Source organism: Bradyrhizobium paxllaeri (assembly GCF_001693515.2).
In the GTDB taxonomy this organism is placed as follows: Bacteria; Pseudomonadota; Alphaproteobacteria; order Rhizobiales; family Xanthobacteraceae; genus Bradyrhizobium; species Bradyrhizobium paxllaeri.
In genome coordinates this window covers 6,001,716-6,017,605 of the sequence record NZ_CP042968.1, presented here as the reverse complement: position 1 = coordinate 6,017,605, position 15,890 = coordinate 6,001,716, and the positions used below count along the sequence as shown (strand labels likewise).

19 protein-coding genes are annotated in these 15,890 nt (G+C 59.2%); 5 read left to right on the top strand and 14 right to left on the bottom strand.

Annotation, left to right across the window (positions count from 1 at the left end; all coding sequences use genetic code 11):
* Positions 1 to 50 precede the first annotated feature (50 nt).
* Entirely contained in the window at positions 51 to 374 is a 324-nt protein-coding gene (locus LMTR21_RS41295) for a hypothetical protein (protein ID WP_084030748.1), read from the top strand.
* 331 nt (positions 375 to 705) lie between these two features.
* Entirely contained in the window at positions 706 to 909 is a 204-nt protein-coding gene (locus LMTR21_RS28710) for a hypothetical protein (RefSeq protein ID WP_141688410.1), read from the top strand.
* A 1,023-nt stretch (positions 910 to 1,932) separates the two neighbouring features.
* Here the strand turns inward: LMTR21_RS28710 and LMTR21_RS28700 are convergent.
* The 3 genes from LMTR21_RS28700 to LMTR21_RS28690 form a co-directional block, all read right to left on the bottom strand.
* The gene (locus LMTR21_RS28700; RefSeq protein ID WP_141688411.1) at positions 1,933 to 2,133 is read right to left on the bottom strand and encodes a hypothetical protein; all 201 of its coding nucleotides are present in this window, start codon (positions 2,131 to 2,133) and stop codon (positions 1,933 to 1,935) included.
* Positions 2,134 to 2,355: 222 nt separating this feature from the next.
* Positions 2,356 to 2,787 (bottom strand): response regulator, encoded by a 432-nt coding sequence (locus LMTR21_RS28695; protein ID WP_065754341.1) that lies wholly within the window; start codon positions 2,785 to 2,787, stop codon positions 2,356 to 2,358.
* Positions 2,788 to 3,142: 355 nt separating this feature from the next.
* Positions 3,143 to 3,442, bottom strand: coding sequence for a hypothetical protein (locus LMTR21_RS28690; RefSeq protein ID WP_065754342.1), 300 nt, complete (start codon positions 3,440 to 3,442; stop codon positions 3,143 to 3,145).
* A gap of 390 nt (positions 3,443 to 3,832) precedes the next feature.
* On the opposite strand from LMTR21_RS28690, the gene LMTR21_RS28685 reads away from it, so the two are divergent.
* Positions 3,833 to 4,138 (top strand): hypothetical protein, encoded by a 306-nt coding sequence (locus tag LMTR21_RS28685; RefSeq protein ID WP_141688412.1) that lies wholly within the window; start codon positions 3,833 to 3,835, stop codon positions 4,136 to 4,138.
* Positions 4,139 to 4,461: 323 nt separating this feature from the next.
* Here LMTR21_RS28685 and LMTR21_RS28680 read toward each other — a convergent pair whose 3' ends face one another.
* The 7 genes from LMTR21_RS28680 to LMTR21_RS28645 form a co-directional block, all read right to left on the bottom strand.
* Entirely contained in the window at positions 4,462 to 5,730 is a 1,269-nt protein-coding gene (locus LMTR21_RS28680; protein ID WP_065754343.1) for a DUF892 family protein, read from the bottom strand.
* A gap of 266 nt (positions 5,731 to 5,996) precedes the next feature.
* Positions 5,997 to 6,476 (bottom strand): DUF2269 family protein, encoded by a 480-nt coding sequence (locus LMTR21_RS28675; RefSeq protein WP_065754344.1) that lies wholly within the window; start codon positions 6,474 to 6,476, stop codon positions 5,997 to 5,999.
* Positions 6,476 to 7,750, bottom strand: coding sequence for an SDR family oxidoreductase (locus LMTR21_RS28670; protein ID WP_065754345.1), 1,275 nt, complete (start codon positions 7,748 to 7,750; stop codon positions 6,476 to 6,478). The genes LMTR21_RS28675 and LMTR21_RS28670 overlap by 1 nt, the downstream gene beginning before the upstream one ends.
* Positions 7,751 to 7,754: 4 nt before the next feature.
* Entirely contained in the window at positions 7,755 to 8,312 is a 558-nt protein-coding gene (locus LMTR21_RS28665; RefSeq protein ID WP_065754346.1) for a diguanylate cyclase, read from the bottom strand.
* An 848-nt stretch (positions 8,313 to 9,160) separates the two neighbouring features.
* Entirely contained in the window at positions 9,161 to 9,319 is a 159-nt protein-coding gene (locus tag LMTR21_RS28655) for a DUF3072 domain-containing protein (RefSeq protein ID WP_084030750.1), read from the bottom strand.
* A 74-nt stretch (positions 9,320 to 9,393) separates the two neighbouring features.
* Positions 9,394 to 10,899: an FAD-dependent oxidoreductase gene (locus LMTR21_RS28650; protein WP_065754348.1), complete on the bottom strand. Its 1,506-nt coding sequence runs from the start codon at positions 10,897 to 10,899 to the stop codon at positions 9,394 to 9,396.
* 48 nt (positions 10,900 to 10,947) lie between these two features.
* A complete protein-coding gene (locus LMTR21_RS28645; RefSeq protein WP_246174391.1) occupies positions 10,948 to 11,691 on the bottom strand; it encodes a DUF72 domain-containing protein in 744 nt (247 codons plus the stop codon).
* 264 nt (positions 11,692 to 11,955) lie between these two features.
* Here LMTR21_RS28645 and LMTR21_RS28640 point away from each other — a divergent pair, with 264 nt between their 5' ends.
* Positions 11,956 to 12,861 (top strand): NAD(P)/FAD-dependent oxidoreductase, encoded by a 906-nt coding sequence (locus LMTR21_RS28640; RefSeq protein WP_065754519.1) that lies wholly within the window; start codon positions 11,956 to 11,958, stop codon positions 12,859 to 12,861.
* 10 nt (positions 12,862 to 12,871) lie between these two features.
* On the opposite strand, the gene LMTR21_RS28635 is transcribed toward LMTR21_RS28640, so the two are convergent.
* Positions 12,872 to 13,129: a hypothetical protein gene (locus LMTR21_RS28635; protein ID WP_065754349.1), complete on the bottom strand. Its 258-nt coding sequence runs from the start codon at positions 13,127 to 13,129 to the stop codon at positions 12,872 to 12,874.
* A 41-nt stretch (positions 13,130 to 13,170) separates the two neighbouring features.
* Positions 13,171 to 13,788: a cysteine hydrolase family protein gene (locus LMTR21_RS28630; RefSeq protein WP_065754520.1), complete on the bottom strand. Its 618-nt coding sequence runs from the start codon at positions 13,786 to 13,788 to the stop codon at positions 13,171 to 13,173.
* A gap of 202 nt (positions 13,789 to 13,990) precedes the next feature.
* On the opposite strand from LMTR21_RS28630, the gene LMTR21_RS28625 reads away from it, so the two are divergent.
* Positions 13,991 to 14,863 (top strand): YihY/virulence factor BrkB family protein, encoded by an 873-nt coding sequence (locus LMTR21_RS28625; protein WP_065754350.1) that lies wholly within the window; start codon positions 13,991 to 13,993, stop codon positions 14,861 to 14,863.
* Between the two features lie 538 nt (positions 14,864 to 15,401).
* Here LMTR21_RS28625 and LMTR21_RS28620 read toward each other — a convergent pair.
* Positions 15,402 to 15,581 (bottom strand): DUF3606 domain-containing protein, encoded by a 180-nt coding sequence (locus tag LMTR21_RS28620; protein WP_065754352.1) that lies wholly within the window; start codon positions 15,579 to 15,581, stop codon positions 15,402 to 15,404.
* Positions 15,581 to 15,784: a hypothetical protein gene (locus LMTR21_RS28615; protein WP_065754353.1), complete on the bottom strand. Its 204-nt coding sequence runs from the start codon at positions 15,782 to 15,784 to the stop codon at positions 15,581 to 15,583. Before LMTR21_RS28615 ends, LMTR21_RS28620 begins: the two co-directional genes overlap by 1 nt.
* Between the last annotated feature and the right edge of the window lie 106 nt (positions 15,785 to 15,890).

Here is a 15,890-nt window from a genome sequence, read left to right as displayed (position 1 = left end):
GGACAGTTCCGCGCGGCCACCCATAACTCGTCTTATGATTGGAGGCAGCCATGCGGACGACGACCGCGCACGACAACGTCTTCGATTTCAACGCTCTCCTTCACCCTGGCTCAGTTTTCGCGCACCCGCGCGACGTTGTAGCTCATCCGGAATTAAGCCTGGCCGAGAAGCGCGCCATCCTCGCGTCATGGGCTTCCGATGCTTCGGCGGTCGCGTCTTGTCCAGCGCTTCGCGCGCCGAAGGGACTGAAGGCTCCCGTTCATATCGACGAAATTCTCGAAGCGCTTTGCGCGCTAGACGGGAGCGGCCCACGCCACCCGCCAGGCGGAAAGCCTATGCGCCTGCGTTCAACCGAGCGGTGCGCAGCGGCCTGACAAAGAGACGACAATGGAAATGACCGAATTGCAACGCGACGTCGAACACCGAGGACGGGCACCGGAGGAGAAGACTTCTGCAAGGACCCTTTGGGAAAAGTCCTCACGGCTGTCAGTCCGCGCGCCGGAAGTGAGGACAGCGCATGTGAGCGCTTTGCTCAACAGGAGTAGATCACGAAGACGGCAAGTCGATAGGCCAGCTAACCTTTGTTGTGTCCCCGGAGCGACTACTAGATGCATACTTTCCCCATCACCGCACGGTAGTATGGCAGTCATCGGTGATGAGAACGCCTGTCGCGCTCCCGCCTTCCTCTAACGAACGGAGCAGCGCATGGTCATCAAGCGTCGCCGTTTCAAACAAACCCAATCGCTCGAAGAGCGTCTTGCCCAAGACACACTGAAACTACGCGCGCAAGCTAAGATGCTGCCGCCTGGTCCCGCTCGGGCCGATATTGCACGTAGGATCAGACAGAACGAGGCCGCCTCGCATTTTTGCGAACTGCTTCGTTCGCCGGAGCTTGAGCTTTCTGAGTAAGGATTTTTCGATGACTAGGTATCAGGCGTACTTCGTCGGATTGGACGGGCATTTCACGCACTGCCGCGTGTTTAGATGCGACACGGACGAACACGCCATCGAGTGGGCGAAGCAGCTGACCGATGGGCGGCCGGTGGAGCTTTGGAGCGGCGCGCGAGTGGTGAAGCGCCTCTCTTGCCCGGATCATTCAAATGCGCTTCATGCCCTTCCCGAAGGTACATGAGCCGCGGCGAACTAGTAAAACGCCCCCAATCGTCTGACACAGCTCGTGATGACGTGGCTCTCATGCACGGCGCTGGCTTCATTGCCCACGATGAGGGGTCGAGGGCTGGGGCTTCAGTGGTTCGCTCGATTGATCTGCTGCTGAAGAATGAAGATCGCCACCTCGGCTGCGCGAGGCCCCGCAGCGGCCCCTGCGATACGCAACGCGCCGGGGCCGCCAACACTTGGAGAGACCCCCGGCGGGGCTTGGGGGGCATTGCCGGGGGAGGGCACAGAATAGCCGGCCACTGGGACCGTCGTCTGTACGGTCGCCGACAAAGGGCGAGGCACGCGGGCGGAAAGCGCCGAGTGGCTCAGCGGCGGCTCTACGCGCTTGACCAGAAGATTGGTTGCAAGATGGAATCGGCCGCCGACGGCGGCGGTCTCACACTGCGACAAGCAAGTAGATCATCATGCGGGCAAGGAACATTATCCAAGCCGTTACGGTCGTCATTGTCACTCGAAAAGCTGTCATCGGCTCACTTCGGTGGCTGCAATCCGGGAGATCGCAGCCACTCACTCATGTGCGAAGCTGTTTCGGCCTGCCGGGCTTGTCGCAATAGCAGCTCTTGGGCGTGACTTCCGGAAGGCTCCTTTTCTGCAGCTTCCCTGAATCTTATGGCCTCTTCCGCCAACCGCTCTTCAAAAGTCCTCTCGTGTCTAATGCGCCGTCGTTCCTGCATGACGTTGCCCTCCATCCCATGAGGACCCATTGGAAGCCCTATTTGGAACCCCGTCTGTACGGGACCTGACGCAAGCGCCTTACTTTCCGTCGCGCTCTTTGAGGAGGCGGGCCAAATCCTCCTCGAAGATTGCCTGTGATTGCTCAAACGTCGCCAGCAATTCGCTAGCTCCTGGAGCGGCCGTTCCTGAGGCAATGCGCTGGCGTTGCCGCTCCACAACACGGCGTCCTTTCGCGACGTAGCGCTTCGCCTGCTCAATCTTCTCGTTCAGGTCCCGCATATTGGGAACCTTAACGCGGGACAACCCAAAGTTAACTCCCGCCAGCGTGAACCGGCGGTCCTTGCATTGAAGCCGGTTCGAGGATTGGATGACCCGCGAGCCGACTGATCGGGTAAGTCCATGGTCAATGCGCTGGTCATCCGCCGCAACACGCAACTGATTCGACGCCTGTGTACTTTTCGTGCTCGCCCTTCGTCATCTTGGCACCGCTCGGACCGGCGCTTAGGCGACGGGATGCAGGATCTCCCGGCCCGGTTCGTCCGCGCCGATCAGCAACGGCGTAAGGGCAAGCGCGGCGGAGCTAGTCTCCTGGAGGGTCCACGGCAAGGATTCCGACGGACTGAATGGCTTTTTCAAAAACCGGACACCTACAGGAATCGAAAAGTTATTGTCGCCCGATACGATGATCACCGGAAGATGCGGAAATCGATCCTTCGCGAAGGATGCCACGTCTGCACCCGTGCCATTGCCCGCAAGTCGGAAGTCCGTCACCAACAAGCTTAGCTCTGGACCTGCGCTCGCAATGATAAGTTCCGCGGCCTCCGCGCTTTCACAACTGATTACGTCCATACGCTCTTCCTTTAGGAAGTCGCTCAGCAACTCGCGCTGTAGTTCGTCGTCTTCAACGACTAGTGCAACCGAGGGAAGGGTCATTTTGGGCCTCACGCAGCACATATTTCCCTTAGCCATTAAGTCGGGTAGCCGACAAAAGGTTGCTCGGGACGGACCGCCTAGAGGCGGCTGTGCCTCAGTGAAAACTTTTCGCTCCTTGGACCTATATTAAATGCTCCAAGTAAGCCCGGTCATTGTTTTCGTTAAGTTTTGCCTGCCCTGTCACGGCGCCGCGGGTTCGAGCCCCGTTTGTCGCGCCATCTTGTCAATGGCTTGACGTAGATGTTCCGAGACTGCCTCAAATGAACGCCGACGACCCTGCCGTAGACGAAGGCGCGGACCTGCAATCATGATTGAGGCCGCAGTTGGGGCGGCCTCTTTTTGTTGCCAGTTTCGCTTACTGTTTGTTGACGCCGCCCTGGACGGCGCCCGGTTCCTTGGCGGTGCCCGTGTTGTTGACCCCGGCTGCTGTACTTGCGCCGGAAGTGCTGGCGTCTCCTCCGGGCGAGGGTCTGCTAGCCCCGGTGGTGCCCTTGTTCATGGTCCCGGTTCCGTCCTTCACCGCGCCTTCCGACGCGCCTGGCCCGACATTGCCTTGGCCGGACGCGCCGCCAGTAGGCTGAGTGGTCTGCGCGAAGGCGGCGGGTGAACCGAGTGCCAAGATGCAGACCGAAGCCAACAACATAATCTTCTTCATTAAAATGATCTCCCTAGGTTCTGTTTAGTTTCACCCACGGAAAAGCGCCGCTCATTGCTTTCGTTCCTAGTGCGACTTGAATGCGGAATGGCCCCAGCCCTCCGTCGGCGCAATTGTGGAGTCCAATCCCACGTTTTCGGTTTGCGCCTCCCAAAGTCTGGGAAGAAGAGCTCCGTCGTTGGCGGCTCCGGTCACCGACCCGGAGCATTGGCCGAGCAAATGCTAAGAGTATAGGCCGCTCGGACGTTGTGCCTGATGTTTCGATATCCAGTTGCCATAGCGGCACATGGAGCTTGTGAGTTTGGATTCCTGCGCTCACCTCATTTAGTTCTCCAGGAAACTATCGCTGGCTCACGCGTTGTGCGGAGAGGGACGACGGGAGGACAGCCCATGCGAACCTTAGTTCTGGCCACGACGGCCGCTCTTTGTATAGCCACCGCCGCGCCCGCATTGGCGCAGCATTCGACAACGCCCGGCCAGCAGATGCAGTCTGACAAGCAGATGCAGGAGGAAGCGGACAAAGGCATTAAGACTCGCAACTCCGGAGAAGCCGGATTCGTGGGACAGCAGGAAAAGCCTGGTGCTTCCGCGCATCCGCCGGGACGTCCCGATCCCGGCAACAGCCAGACCACTACCGGGACGGGCGCTGGTACGGGCAGCGGCCAAGGTACTGAAACTAGCCCCACCCCACGCTAGCTGCTGAACAATTGACGGTACGAAGGAGGCGGCCCGCCCCGATTGCAAAGGTTAGCTGTCTGATTGGATCGCAATCGGCAGCGGCAACTGGATGGGCCTATATCGTAGCGCTCAAGAAATTCCTCAAGCTGATGCGGATCTCACCTCCCAGAATGCAATCCAGCCGGGGGACCGCAGCCACCGGAGCTCATATGCGGACCAGTCTTGGATGTCCCACTTTCCGTTCGACCGCGGGGGGTGCGCGGGCGCGAGAACCGATTCGGCTTCCTCACGCAACGCAGCGGCTGATTGGCGAGGTTCGTCGGAAGGACTGCATTTCTGCGCTATTCGGCCTGTTCAATCGCGGCAGGCATTTTCGCTACTGACATCAGCGATCGAGCGACTTGGTTGAGTAACTGATCCGAATTCTCTTCTTCCGCCAGCGACTTCGACAGCAGCGCGACGACTGCGCTGTGGCGTAATTGCTGGGCGAGGTTCTTCGCCGTCGTGTAAGCCGAGATCTCATAGTGCTCCACACGCTGCGCCGCTCCGATCAATGCGAGGTCGGCCGCGGCATCGTCCTTTTCTTCGCCCTCGGCCATAATCTCCTGGCCTTCCTCCACGAGCCCCATCATGCCCTTGCAAGGTTTGGCGCGAGCCGTTTTGCTGAGGAGCTCGAAGCACTCATTGATGCGCTCCACTTGATTCTCGGTCTCGACGAGATGCTGCTCGAAGAGTTCGCGCAATTGATCGAAGCGCGCGGCTTCCGCCATCTTGGGAAGCGCTTTCGTCAGTTGTTTCTCGGCGTGAAGGATGTCGCGGAGCTCATCGATCAACAGGTCGCTCAACCCGGCTTGCTCGGCCGGCGGCGAACTTTCCGTAACGATTGCTGCGGAGGCGCCGGGTTCGGCCTGTATGGCCGGCGATTCTGTAAAAACCCAACCGTTGCCCTCGTTCCATGGACCGCGAGTGTCGATCTCACCATGCTCTCCCGTTCCGGTGGAGTCGTTGAAGTACTGGTCGACCAATCCAGGCGTGGGCGCGATGCGACCGATGCTGAAGGCGGGCTTGCCCATGCTCTCGAGTGCCAACGCGAAGGCCTTCATGTGGGTAATTTCCCGGGTCATCAAGAACTGCAGCGCGTCCTTTGTGCCAGCGTCATCGCAGAAATTGATCAGCCGCTCATAAACGATCTTGGCGCGGGCTTCGGCGGCAATGTTGCTGCGCAGGTCGACGTCGAGCTCGCCCGTGATCTTGAGGTAATCGGCAGTCCAGGCGTTGCCCTGGGAATTGAACAGGTTCACTCCGCCGCCGCCCGCGATCGCAATCAGGGGATCGGCTTCGGCCGCCTGGCGATCGAATTTCGTCGGCTGGAGGTGCATGCGGGCCAGGGTGCCCACGATTTCGAGATGGCTCAGTTCCTCGGTGCCGATATCCATCAGCAGATCCTTGCGATCCGGATCCTCGCAGTTCAAGCCCTGAATCGAATATTGCATCGCGGCCGCGAGTTCGCCGTTGGCGCCGCCGAATTGTTCAAGAAGCATATTGCCAAAACGAGGGTCCGGTTCATCGACGCGGACGGTGAACATCAGCTTCTTGACATGATGGTACATGGAAGGCCCCGAGAGCGAGAGGGATAATCATCCCGAACGCTGCCCGATGTCGTTCGTTCCTATCGAACGAGGATTCGGGTCCCTAGGGCTCCTCAAGCTCGAGGCGGGCTGGGCGACACGAAAGAGCGGGGGGCACCCGGCTCAATAGGAACATTGGTTGCCGCATAATGTTTGCGTCAATCTTGGCACTGAAATTGGGAATGGAGATACAGCTCGCGCAGGTCGCGATCACATGCCTATCGAAGCCTTTGACCCGATACGTGATACTAATCCCAGTATGGAATGACCGGACGGGCGATCATCAGCCAGAAGATCATGAGCACCGCGGCGAATGCCGGAAACCCAAAGGCAAACCACCGGCGAAAAAGGCGGTGGTATTCAGCCGGCAGGTTGGCGTCCGTCTTGACCGCGTGAACGGCAAGGTCGCGCATCCGCATCTGCATCCACACCACCGGAAGCCAAAAGGCGCCGACCACTACATAGAGTGCGATCGACGCTGTAATCCATCCATCGCGCAGGGAATATCCGCTCGACCAGGCGAGCCAGGTGCCGGTGATCGGCTGAAGGATCACGGCACTCGCCGTAAACAGAAAGTCGGCAAGCACCACCGTCCGTGCGACGCCCGCTATCTCGCGTGGGTCGCCGCGCAGATGCGCCACCAGCATGAAGAAAGCGATACCGGCACCTGTGCCGAGCAGCACGGCGGCTCCAATGATATGCGCCATCTTGAGAAGGAAATAGAACATCAGCGGTCTTCCCGAATCGCCATGGCGACCAGATTAAGCATCAGAACAGGCCAGATCTTCAGCATGGGCCCGAGCGGATCGGCCCATAATCGCGGCACCAACACCGTCCCGATCACGACATACACCAGAGAAATGATAAAGGCCGCCCATAGGCCATAGCGGCTTGAGGGTCGCCAAAGAATTGCGAGGCCAATGATGATGTCGGCGAGGGCGCCCGCGATGACCGTGAGCGCGGCGACATTCTCGCCCAGCCCGCCTTCCCGGACATACGACATGCCGATTTCCCAGCCCGGCCCCAGTGAAATGATTCCGGTGACGATCCAAAACAGACCGAAGACGCCGAATATCAGCGGCTTCAGCGCGTAGAGCCGCGCAAACCAGCGCTCCTGCACCGAGGCGGGTTCGCTTGCGAGCGCGGGCTCAAGGTCGTATGGCACTAGTCCTGTCGCCCGACGCCAAGGGCCGGGATCGCCGGTCGCGCCGCGCCGCATTTCGGCCTCTGCCGTTGAGTTGACCGGCGTTGGCCAGCCCAGCCTCTGTGCTGCATCCCCGGCGAGGTAAGCGCCGGAGGCCGCCCATGCGGGCAGATGCAGACGGTAAGCGGGCCGCCAGCGCAGCCAGCGGCGAAACAGTGCGACGGCGTCACTGAACGCCATCTGCCGCGGGCCGGCCAGATCCAGCGCGATGCGCGAAGGTGCGCCCGGCTTCAGAAAGAACAGAATCGTTTCGACGACATCATCCAGATGCACGGGTTGAATCGGCGCCGTGCCCGGCATGACCGGCAGAACCGGTAGGGACGCAAGCCCCCGCAACAGCGCGCTGCCGCCATAAGCAGCCCGGCCGACCACGACGGAAGGCCGCAGCACGACCCAATCGAGGTCGCGCGTCGTCAGGGCTGCTTCGCCCTCCTGCTTGGTGCGGGAAAAGTCGCTTCGTACTTCGCGATTGGTGCCGATCGCCGAGAACAGGATCACGCGGCGGACACCTGCGCTTTCGCAGGCCGCGTAGAGCGCGGCGCTGCCGGCGACATGAACGCCCTGCATGTCCTGGCCTTGCAGGGCGCCCGCCGCATTGATGACGGCATCGATACCTGCGAGGGCTGGCTTCCACGCAGAAGCATCCGTCGCCTGCGTAATATCGAGCGCGACGTGACGCGCGTTCTGCACGATGGATGTGTGGCGCGACACCAACACGCATTCATGCCCTTCGGCGGAGAGCCTTGCGTGGATCGCCGATCCGATCAGGCCTGTACCGCCAACGAGAAGGACACGCATCGAACTAGTCCTTCGCTCGGCGGTCGCTATAGCGCAAGCCGCGAGCCAGCTCTTCAAGGTAAGGCAAGACTTCGAGCAGCGCGGTCAAGGACAGCATCGTGACAATATAGGTCAGGGGAAGCGGCGCTTGCTTGAGCCTGAATGAAAAGTCCGGCGTTCCGAAGCCAAACAATGCCGCAAAGGCCGGCCAGTGAAGCGCGATGACGAGCAGCAATCCCGTTAGCGGAAGCATCTCGAGAACGCTGTGAACATGCTGCTCGGCCGGCGAAACGTCGCGCCTCGCTGCCGCGTAGCGAACGTCCCAGATCGCGGTGGCTTCGTGAAGGACCAAGAACGTCATCATCAGCAGAATCACGCTCGATGTGATTTCGAGAAACAGCGCGGCCAGCACCGGAACAGTCATCTCAGCGAACTGGGCGAGATGCAGAAGAGACTCTTTCCAGCCGCTGGTTTTCTCGATGTGGCTGGCGCGATGACAGAGATAATCGGCAAAGCCGGCGGCCAGCCAAAGCGGCAGGACAAAATACATCAGCATCCCACGCAGGACCTCGTCGGGTCCCATGTCAGATCTCCCTTGGCGAGCGCCCTATCGGATAAAGCGAGATTGATCCAATCGTTCCTCGCGGCGGAACAGACGAGCCTTGTTGCAACGGCTGCTTACCGCCAGCAACGCGCATTTCGGCGCGATCACATGGCTTGGAACATCTGGAAGCGCGTTACGGTTGTCATGGAAATCGAACTGACGTTAGGTCACCAATGAGAACCACGCAATTGCTGGCTTCCACTCTTATCACAGGCAGCGTAGCCAGCGTCGTTTCGACAGTCACGCTGGGAAACACGCTGCGCAACCGTTGAACTCGACGAGCCATTGGCTTCAGGGCGATAATGCAGCGCGTGTTCGCGGGGTCGACGCTGCGCATACCGGGGTAGGGCTCGCCACCCATCACGCATCAGCCCTGTTCTGGGCGCTCCCTTTTGAGGCTTGGTTAGCGGTTCGTCCTTCTCAATCATCAATCGAACTGCTGCGAGACGCTGCCGTCATGTCGACGATCGCAGCGGTGGTGGACTATGGAATAACTCCCAAGCGTCTGACGCCAGGATGGGAGCTTACGTTATCCAGGCAATCGATGGCGAGAGCTTTTGCGGGCTTGGCTCTGGGGCTCGCTGCGGGGGCCTATGTATCGCGACAGTTGCGTCAAAACTGACGTGCCAAGTGGAATGCGACGATCTATGAACGCTTAGGTCTCTTTCGCATTGTTGGATCGTTGAGATAGCGAAATGGCCGCTGCCTTGGCCGTGCCCACCGTTCTAGCTGATCCGACGGCACCCGCTCCAGCGGCACTGGCAGCGCCGTCGACCACTCCGCCAAAGTTCAAAACGAACCGCTGGAGATTCTCCAGCGTGTCGTTTCTATTTGCGCTCTGCGATCTGCTTCTTCAGTTCGTCGATAAAATGCTGGGCCCCATCCTGGGTTAGCAACTCGCCCGATTTGTCCGGCACGTCCGCCTTCAGGCAGAGAGTCTTGAGCTCGTCCCGTTGAGCTTCGGTCATCATCGGCTCTTCCGGCATTGTTCCACTCCTTCCTTTCACGCCTTTGATCGTTTAGCTTTGATGCTTCGGCTGTCGCTGCATGTGCGGCTATCTTATTCCTGAACGCGGGCAAGCGGGCCGATAGCCGGCGCGTTGATGGGTTGTCCTTTCACGTCGAAGATTGAGCCGTGGCAAGGGCAATCCCAGCAAGTCTCAAAACTGTTCCAGTGCAGATGGCAGCCGACATGGGTGCAACTCGCCGAATTCAAATGCAGCGCTCCCTTCATGTCGCGATAGGCGGCAATCTTCTCAAGGCCGCGCCGGATGATGGCGCCGTCGCCGCGCGGCAGCGCTTCGAGTGAAGTGAGCTCGCCTGGGGCCACATATTCAGCAAAGCTCTTGAGCGCTGTTACATTCTCCGCCACGAAATTCTTCGCGGCCTTCAGCGGGACGCGGCCCGGCGCGTAGATTTCCTTCCATGGATGGTCTTCGCCCATGATCAGTCCGGCATTCAGCATCGCGCCAGCAACGCCGTGCGTGAGGCCTTGTCCGGAATCGCCCATCGCGACATAGATATTCGTGCCCCCGGGATCGCGGCCAATGAAGCCGGAGTAATCGATGGTGTCGAGCACTTGCCCTGACCAGCGATGCGTTTCTTTGCCGAGGCCGGAGATCAAGCCGCGCGCCCATGCTTCAAGCTTTCTGAATCGATCCTCCGCGTCGTCGGCTTCTCCGCTTTTGTGGTCCTCACCACCGACGAGAATGTAATCGGTATTTGCCTGGCCTGGCTGCAGGCGGACATAATGGTAGGGGTCTTCCGTATCCCAGTAGAGGGCATCGGGCAGCGCGCCGCGATCGATTTCAAACGTGATCACATATGTCCGGTATGGCGCCGTCTTGGTGTGAATGGCGAAGCGGTCAGATATCGAGGAGTTGGTCGCGACGACCGCGTGCCGGGCGCGAATGACGCCGCGTGCTGTTTTCGCGGTCACAATGCCATTCTCTTCAGTTACTTCCTCAACAGGGCTGTCACGGAAAAAAGTCGCGCCGCTCTCCTCGCAAGCCTGCGCAACGCCGGCAAGATACTTGAGCGGATGAAAGGTCGCCTGCTTGGGATAGCGCAGGACGTGACGCTTCTCGCAGCCGGTAAAGGGCACACCCACGAGCCTGTGGACCGGCGCGCCGACTTCGCGGACTGCCTCCAGCTCTTCATCGATGATGTCTGCCGGCATACCGTGACCCTGGAAGAGGAACCCGTCGAGACGGCGAAAGTCGCAATCGATTTTCTCCTTCTTCTGGATTTCTTCGATGCGGTCGACCGCAGCCGCCTGGCTGTCGCAAAAACGCGTCGTCGCCTCCTTGCCCCTGATCTTTTTCATCTCGCTGACGAGATCATCGCACAAAGGGGCAAGATGGGCTGAAGTCCTCGATGTCATGCCTCCGCAGATGCGTCCGCGATCGATGACAATAACGGATTTGCCTCGCCTGCAGAGCTCATACGCGGTCGAAATGCCGGCAATGCCAGAGCCGATGATGGCGACGTCGCATTCTCGGACGCCGTCCAGAACTCCCGCGGTCGGGGCAATGTCAGTATCCATCCAAAGAGATGTGCTGGCCATGAGACGGTCTCCCAACCACTTGAGAACGCGTACGATCCTGGCGAGTTCCTAGTCCGGCCTTTGGCCAACGGTACGGCTTAGCATTCGCCGCAGAGCTGCCGCGTTTTCTGGTGCATGAGCTTCATTGTCGTTGTTGAAGTAAATCCAGGCTCTTTTCGCACCACTCGCCCTGATCCTGTCCGCCCAGATCGCCAGCTCGCCCTTGGAGTAGTCGTGCCGATACCAGCGCTTGGGACCATGCAGGCGAATGTAAACTTCGTCGGCTGTCCGGATAAGTTCGTCGGGCAGACGCGGCCCGCTGCAGGAGCAGAAGATAATTCCGGCGTTTCGGAACGCGGCATAAACTTCCTCATTCCACCAGCTGGCGTGCCTAAACTCCACCACGTTGCGGCGCGCAGGATCGAGTTGGCTCACGATCGCGTTCAGCCGCGCGTTTGAATAGCGGTAGCTCGGCGGCAGCTGGAACAGGAAGCAGCCCATCCTTTCACCTAGAATATCAGCGATGGTGCCAAAATCCCGAATGAGTGTCCTTGTGCCCTTGAACGATTTTACATGACTGACGAGCTCACAGACCTTGACGGTGTAGATGAACTTCCTCTTGCCGGGCTGGCGCCGCCAAGCCTGGACGTTGGCAACCGTCGGCCAGGAATAGAAGGATGCGTTGATTTCGACGGTGTCGAAGCGCTTCAGGTAGTGCTCGAACCACTTTTCCTGTGGAACACCTGCATAGAACGAGTCCCGCCAGTTCCAGTAACGCCAGCCCGAGCATCCCACATAGACTGATGACTTCAATTCAGGCGGGTCCTTCGTGCTCTCAGCTTTCATTCTGAGCCGGGCGGCGTGCATCTTCTGGGCGCGCCCGACATTGTCCTCGGCTGCTTTTCGCGGCGGAGCTGCCGCCGCTCGCGGCGCTCCTCAGGCGTCAATACCCTCCAATTCGCTACTGTCCGTGCGCGCGGCATTATCTTCTTTCCCGAGTACCTAACGAATGGGCAGGACGAAGGGGTTCCAAGCCTTGGGATGCGTCCCATATGAGTTCGAATGGAGGTGATCCGGATGAAAATCGACGTGGTTATCGTCGGCGGAGGACCTGCCGGATTGAGTGCTGGCCTGATCTTGGGGCGATGCCACCGGCAGGTTCTGCTTTGTGATGATGGACAGCCGCGCAACGGCGCATCGCAGGCCATCCACGGCATGCTCGGACGCGAAGGCCGGTCTCCATCCACGTTTCTTGAGGAAGCCCGGCAGGAACTGAGCTGCTACAAGTCGGTTTCATTCCGGAGGACGCGGGTGACCGAACTCAGACCTACAGAGGACGGCTTTGCATTTGTCTGTGCCGACGGCACGGGCGGCCTCGCGTCGAAAGTCCTTCTCGCCACGGGTATGGTGGACGAACTCCCGGAGATAGCGGGGATCGAGCCCCTCTACGGGATTTCCGTCCACCACTGTCTGTATTGCGACGGCTTTGAGTATGCAGGCAAACCTGTAGCTGCGCTCGGCAAGGGGGATAAGGGGGCGGACCTTGCGGTCATGATGAAGCACTGGATAGCGGATGTCGTAGCTTGCAGCGACGGCGCCGAGGTCAGCGCGAATGCAGCGCGGAAGCTGAAGCAGCACGGAATCCCCCTGCGGAACGAACGGGTCGTTGCCCTTGAAGGCGCGAAGGGGGTGCTCGCGAACATCAAGTTAGAAAACGCACCCGATCTGGAGCGGGCAGGTCTGTTCTTTTCAACCGGTTGTCATCAGGCGTCCGACCTGTCTCAGCGCCTTGGTTGCACGCGGGATGTCAAAGGCGGAGTCGTTACAGACCCCGAGACTGAGGAAACCAGTGTCCCTGGCGTATATGTGGCCGGGGACGTGTCACGCGACGTTCTACTTGTATCAATCGCGATCGCAGAAGGCGCCAAGGCGGCGGTCGCTATCAACAAGGCCTTCCTGCGCCGTGACGGGTTTTGCGACTGAAGCCGCTCTCTTACGACTGAACCTCCTTCTCAACCTTCGGAAGCCAGCGCCAGACTCCGAGCACGTTAATTAAAAGCAGAATGACGTTCTGGATGATGAGCGATGCTTTGTTTTCCAGCCAGCCGTCAATCATCCACGCGATGGAAGCAACGATGAAAATAACAAAGCCAGTGACGGTAACGCGAGCATTCCAGTTGGCGGCCACGAGCGCGGCCGCGAGAACAGTCGTCAACGCCGAAAACGTCCTCAAAACCGTGAGTTCTTCCATCTCGTTTCTCTCACCAGGTGTGGCGCCTGCGCGGCGGCATGTTACTTGAGGCGCCAATTTTCGAGAATCGCTTCCGTCGACACGCATTCCACCTGCTGGGCTAACCGGTTCTCATAGACATTCATCATTGCATCGTGCGTCTCGTCCGCCGAGCTGCACAGGGCGTCCGTCACCAGAAGGACACGGAAACCCCAGTCGACAGCGCCCATCATGGTTGCGAGCACGCAGACATCGGTCTCTCCGCCGGTGATAATGAGGGTATCGATTCCGGCGCCGCGAAGCTGCCGGTCCAGATCGCTCGCGGTCCAAGGGGAATAAACATACTTGTCGAAGTAGCGGGCAGGAGGGGCAAACCGCGCAAGCTCCGGCACCACATTTATCATGTCCGCGCCGAGCTCATCGACGGTCATCGATGCCCAATGCTCGTAATAGCGCCGCCACATCCCCATGCCCTGACCGGAATGCTGTGCTGGGATGAAGCGCGTGAAGATGGTCCTTTCGGGATGCAAGGAAGTTATTGAAACGATATTAGGCAGCACGCGCTCAAGCCACGGCATCTTCCATTCCGTGCGTTCTGCAAACATCCTTTGCATATCGACGCATAGGTGCATCGCGCTGGCGCTCGGCGCTCCGTAGCGTAATCCAACGATCTTCGACATAGCCATTCAAACCCTGAAAGCCAGCTCCAACGGTGACCGAAGAGCTTGGTTCCTGTATTGCTCTGCCCGGCAAGTGGGTGCCAGGAAGTCGTGTGGGAACGCAAACGCCGCGCGGATAACCACTTCCCGAGGCCTCATTCTTCCGCCGAGGAACTTTTGCCTAGGCTTTGTCCTTATCGGCGAATAGCCAGGATTAAGATCGATGTGGTGGACAGTCGCAAAAGAAGCGGTAGCCAACTGGTCGAGCCACAAGGACGCCCGTCAGGGAGCGGCTCTGGCCTATTACTCCGTCTTTTCGCTTGGACCCATCATCCTGATTGCGAGCGCTGTGGCAGGTCTCTTCTTCGGTCAGGAGGCGGTTACTGCCCAGGTCATTTCATCATTGAAAGCGATGCTGGGCGAAACCGGTGCCAAGGCTGTCGAGGCGATGCTGGCTGCGGCAAGCCGTCCCGCCGCAGGCGTCCTCGCAACGGTCCTTGGAATAGGCGCCTTGCTGTTCGCCGCCATCGGCGTCGTTGTGCAATTGAAGGATGCTCTCAACGTCGTATGGGAGGTGGAGGAGTCGAAGGAAAGCGGCCTCTGGCACTTCGCCCGCAACTACGTCTTGTCGTTTGCAGCGGTGCTTGCTTTTGGCTTTCTGCTTCTCGTGTCGCTTCTTGTAACCGCAGGTCTCGCCGCGGCAGGAAAGTTCATCGCTCCTTACCTGCCGGAAGGCATCTTGCATATTGTCAGCATGCTGGTTTCGTTTGCCGTTGTTACGGTCCTGTTCGCGATGATGTTCAAATGGCTGCCAGACGTTTCCGTCGCCTGGGCCGATGTCTGGCTCGGCGCGCTGCTCACGGCGCTATTCTTCGAATTAGGTAAGGCCGCTATCGGCTTTTACATCGGCAAGCAGGGCCTTGAATCAACCTACGGAGCTGCCGCGTCGATCGTGGTCGTGTTGATCTGGGTCTACTACACCTCGCAAATCATTCTGATGGGCGCCGAGATCACCCACGCTTATTCCAGACGTCACCATCATCCATCAACCGATGCTCATCCTGCGTCGGGCGGAGTGGCCCGCGGACGCGCTTGAGGCGAGTCCTTGGCCGTGCTGGCGATAAATTTGGATCTCGACTGTTACTGCTCATCGGTTTGCAACTGAGCGGGCGCTTGTCGGACGCGTCGCCGCAGAATAGAAAGGCGGGCTGCTATCGCCGATTTGCTGCGTTTGAACGCCGCGGCGATGGAAAATAATGGTCGCCCAGTCCTGTGCAGCTCCAGCAAACGGTGGTCGTCGTCAATAGTCCAAGGCGCGTTTCTCTTCATGGATGTGTCTGGGCGTTAAGCCATTACCCTGTAGATCACGGTGATCATTGCATTGCCGATGCAGAAGGCGAGCAACATACAGACGATGACCTCATCGTAATACAAGTCTGGTTCTCGCTTTCTCAAAGATCCTCCCGCACACCGCGATAGGACGAATGCCGTACCTTCCTTTGGCTGAGTGCGCCTGGTATTCGATCGCCGCAGGCAGGTCTGGCTCAACCCACACGTCTTCGCATACTTCAAGCGATCCGCGATTGAGAAGCGTGGGGGCCTCGCTCCAGAGATCGCGAGCATACCCCACGCCTTCACTCCACCGCCAATTCCTTGCGGATGGCGGCGGCTGAATTTCCGACTTTCTCGACGGCCTTCTGTAATTCTTCCTTCGAAACGTTGAGGTGCTTCGTCCAATACCGAACCTCATGGATCTGGTTCATATTGATCTTACTTCGGTCAGGCTGCTCTCTGGTTGTAAGGTTATCCGTCATCAGATCGTCCTTGCGATCCGTCGCCTGGAAACACGATCGGGGCCGCGCAGATAGCGAAGCCCCTCGACTGCGAGCGTCTTTTCGTCGGCCTCTATGCCGGCCAAATGTGCCGTCAGCCTTTCTTGCGCGGCCCTTGCCTCTTCGGGAGTGAGGCTGGCCATCATCACGAAGGTCTGCATTACGCGGTCAATTGCTGCCTGCATTCGTTCCTCCATTTGCGGACGCTTAACTGCGGAGCAAAAGCTAGGTTCCTAAGTTTGGAGCCGCAGGGGGGACAACATGGACCGAGTGACACGTTGTTTGCAGTGC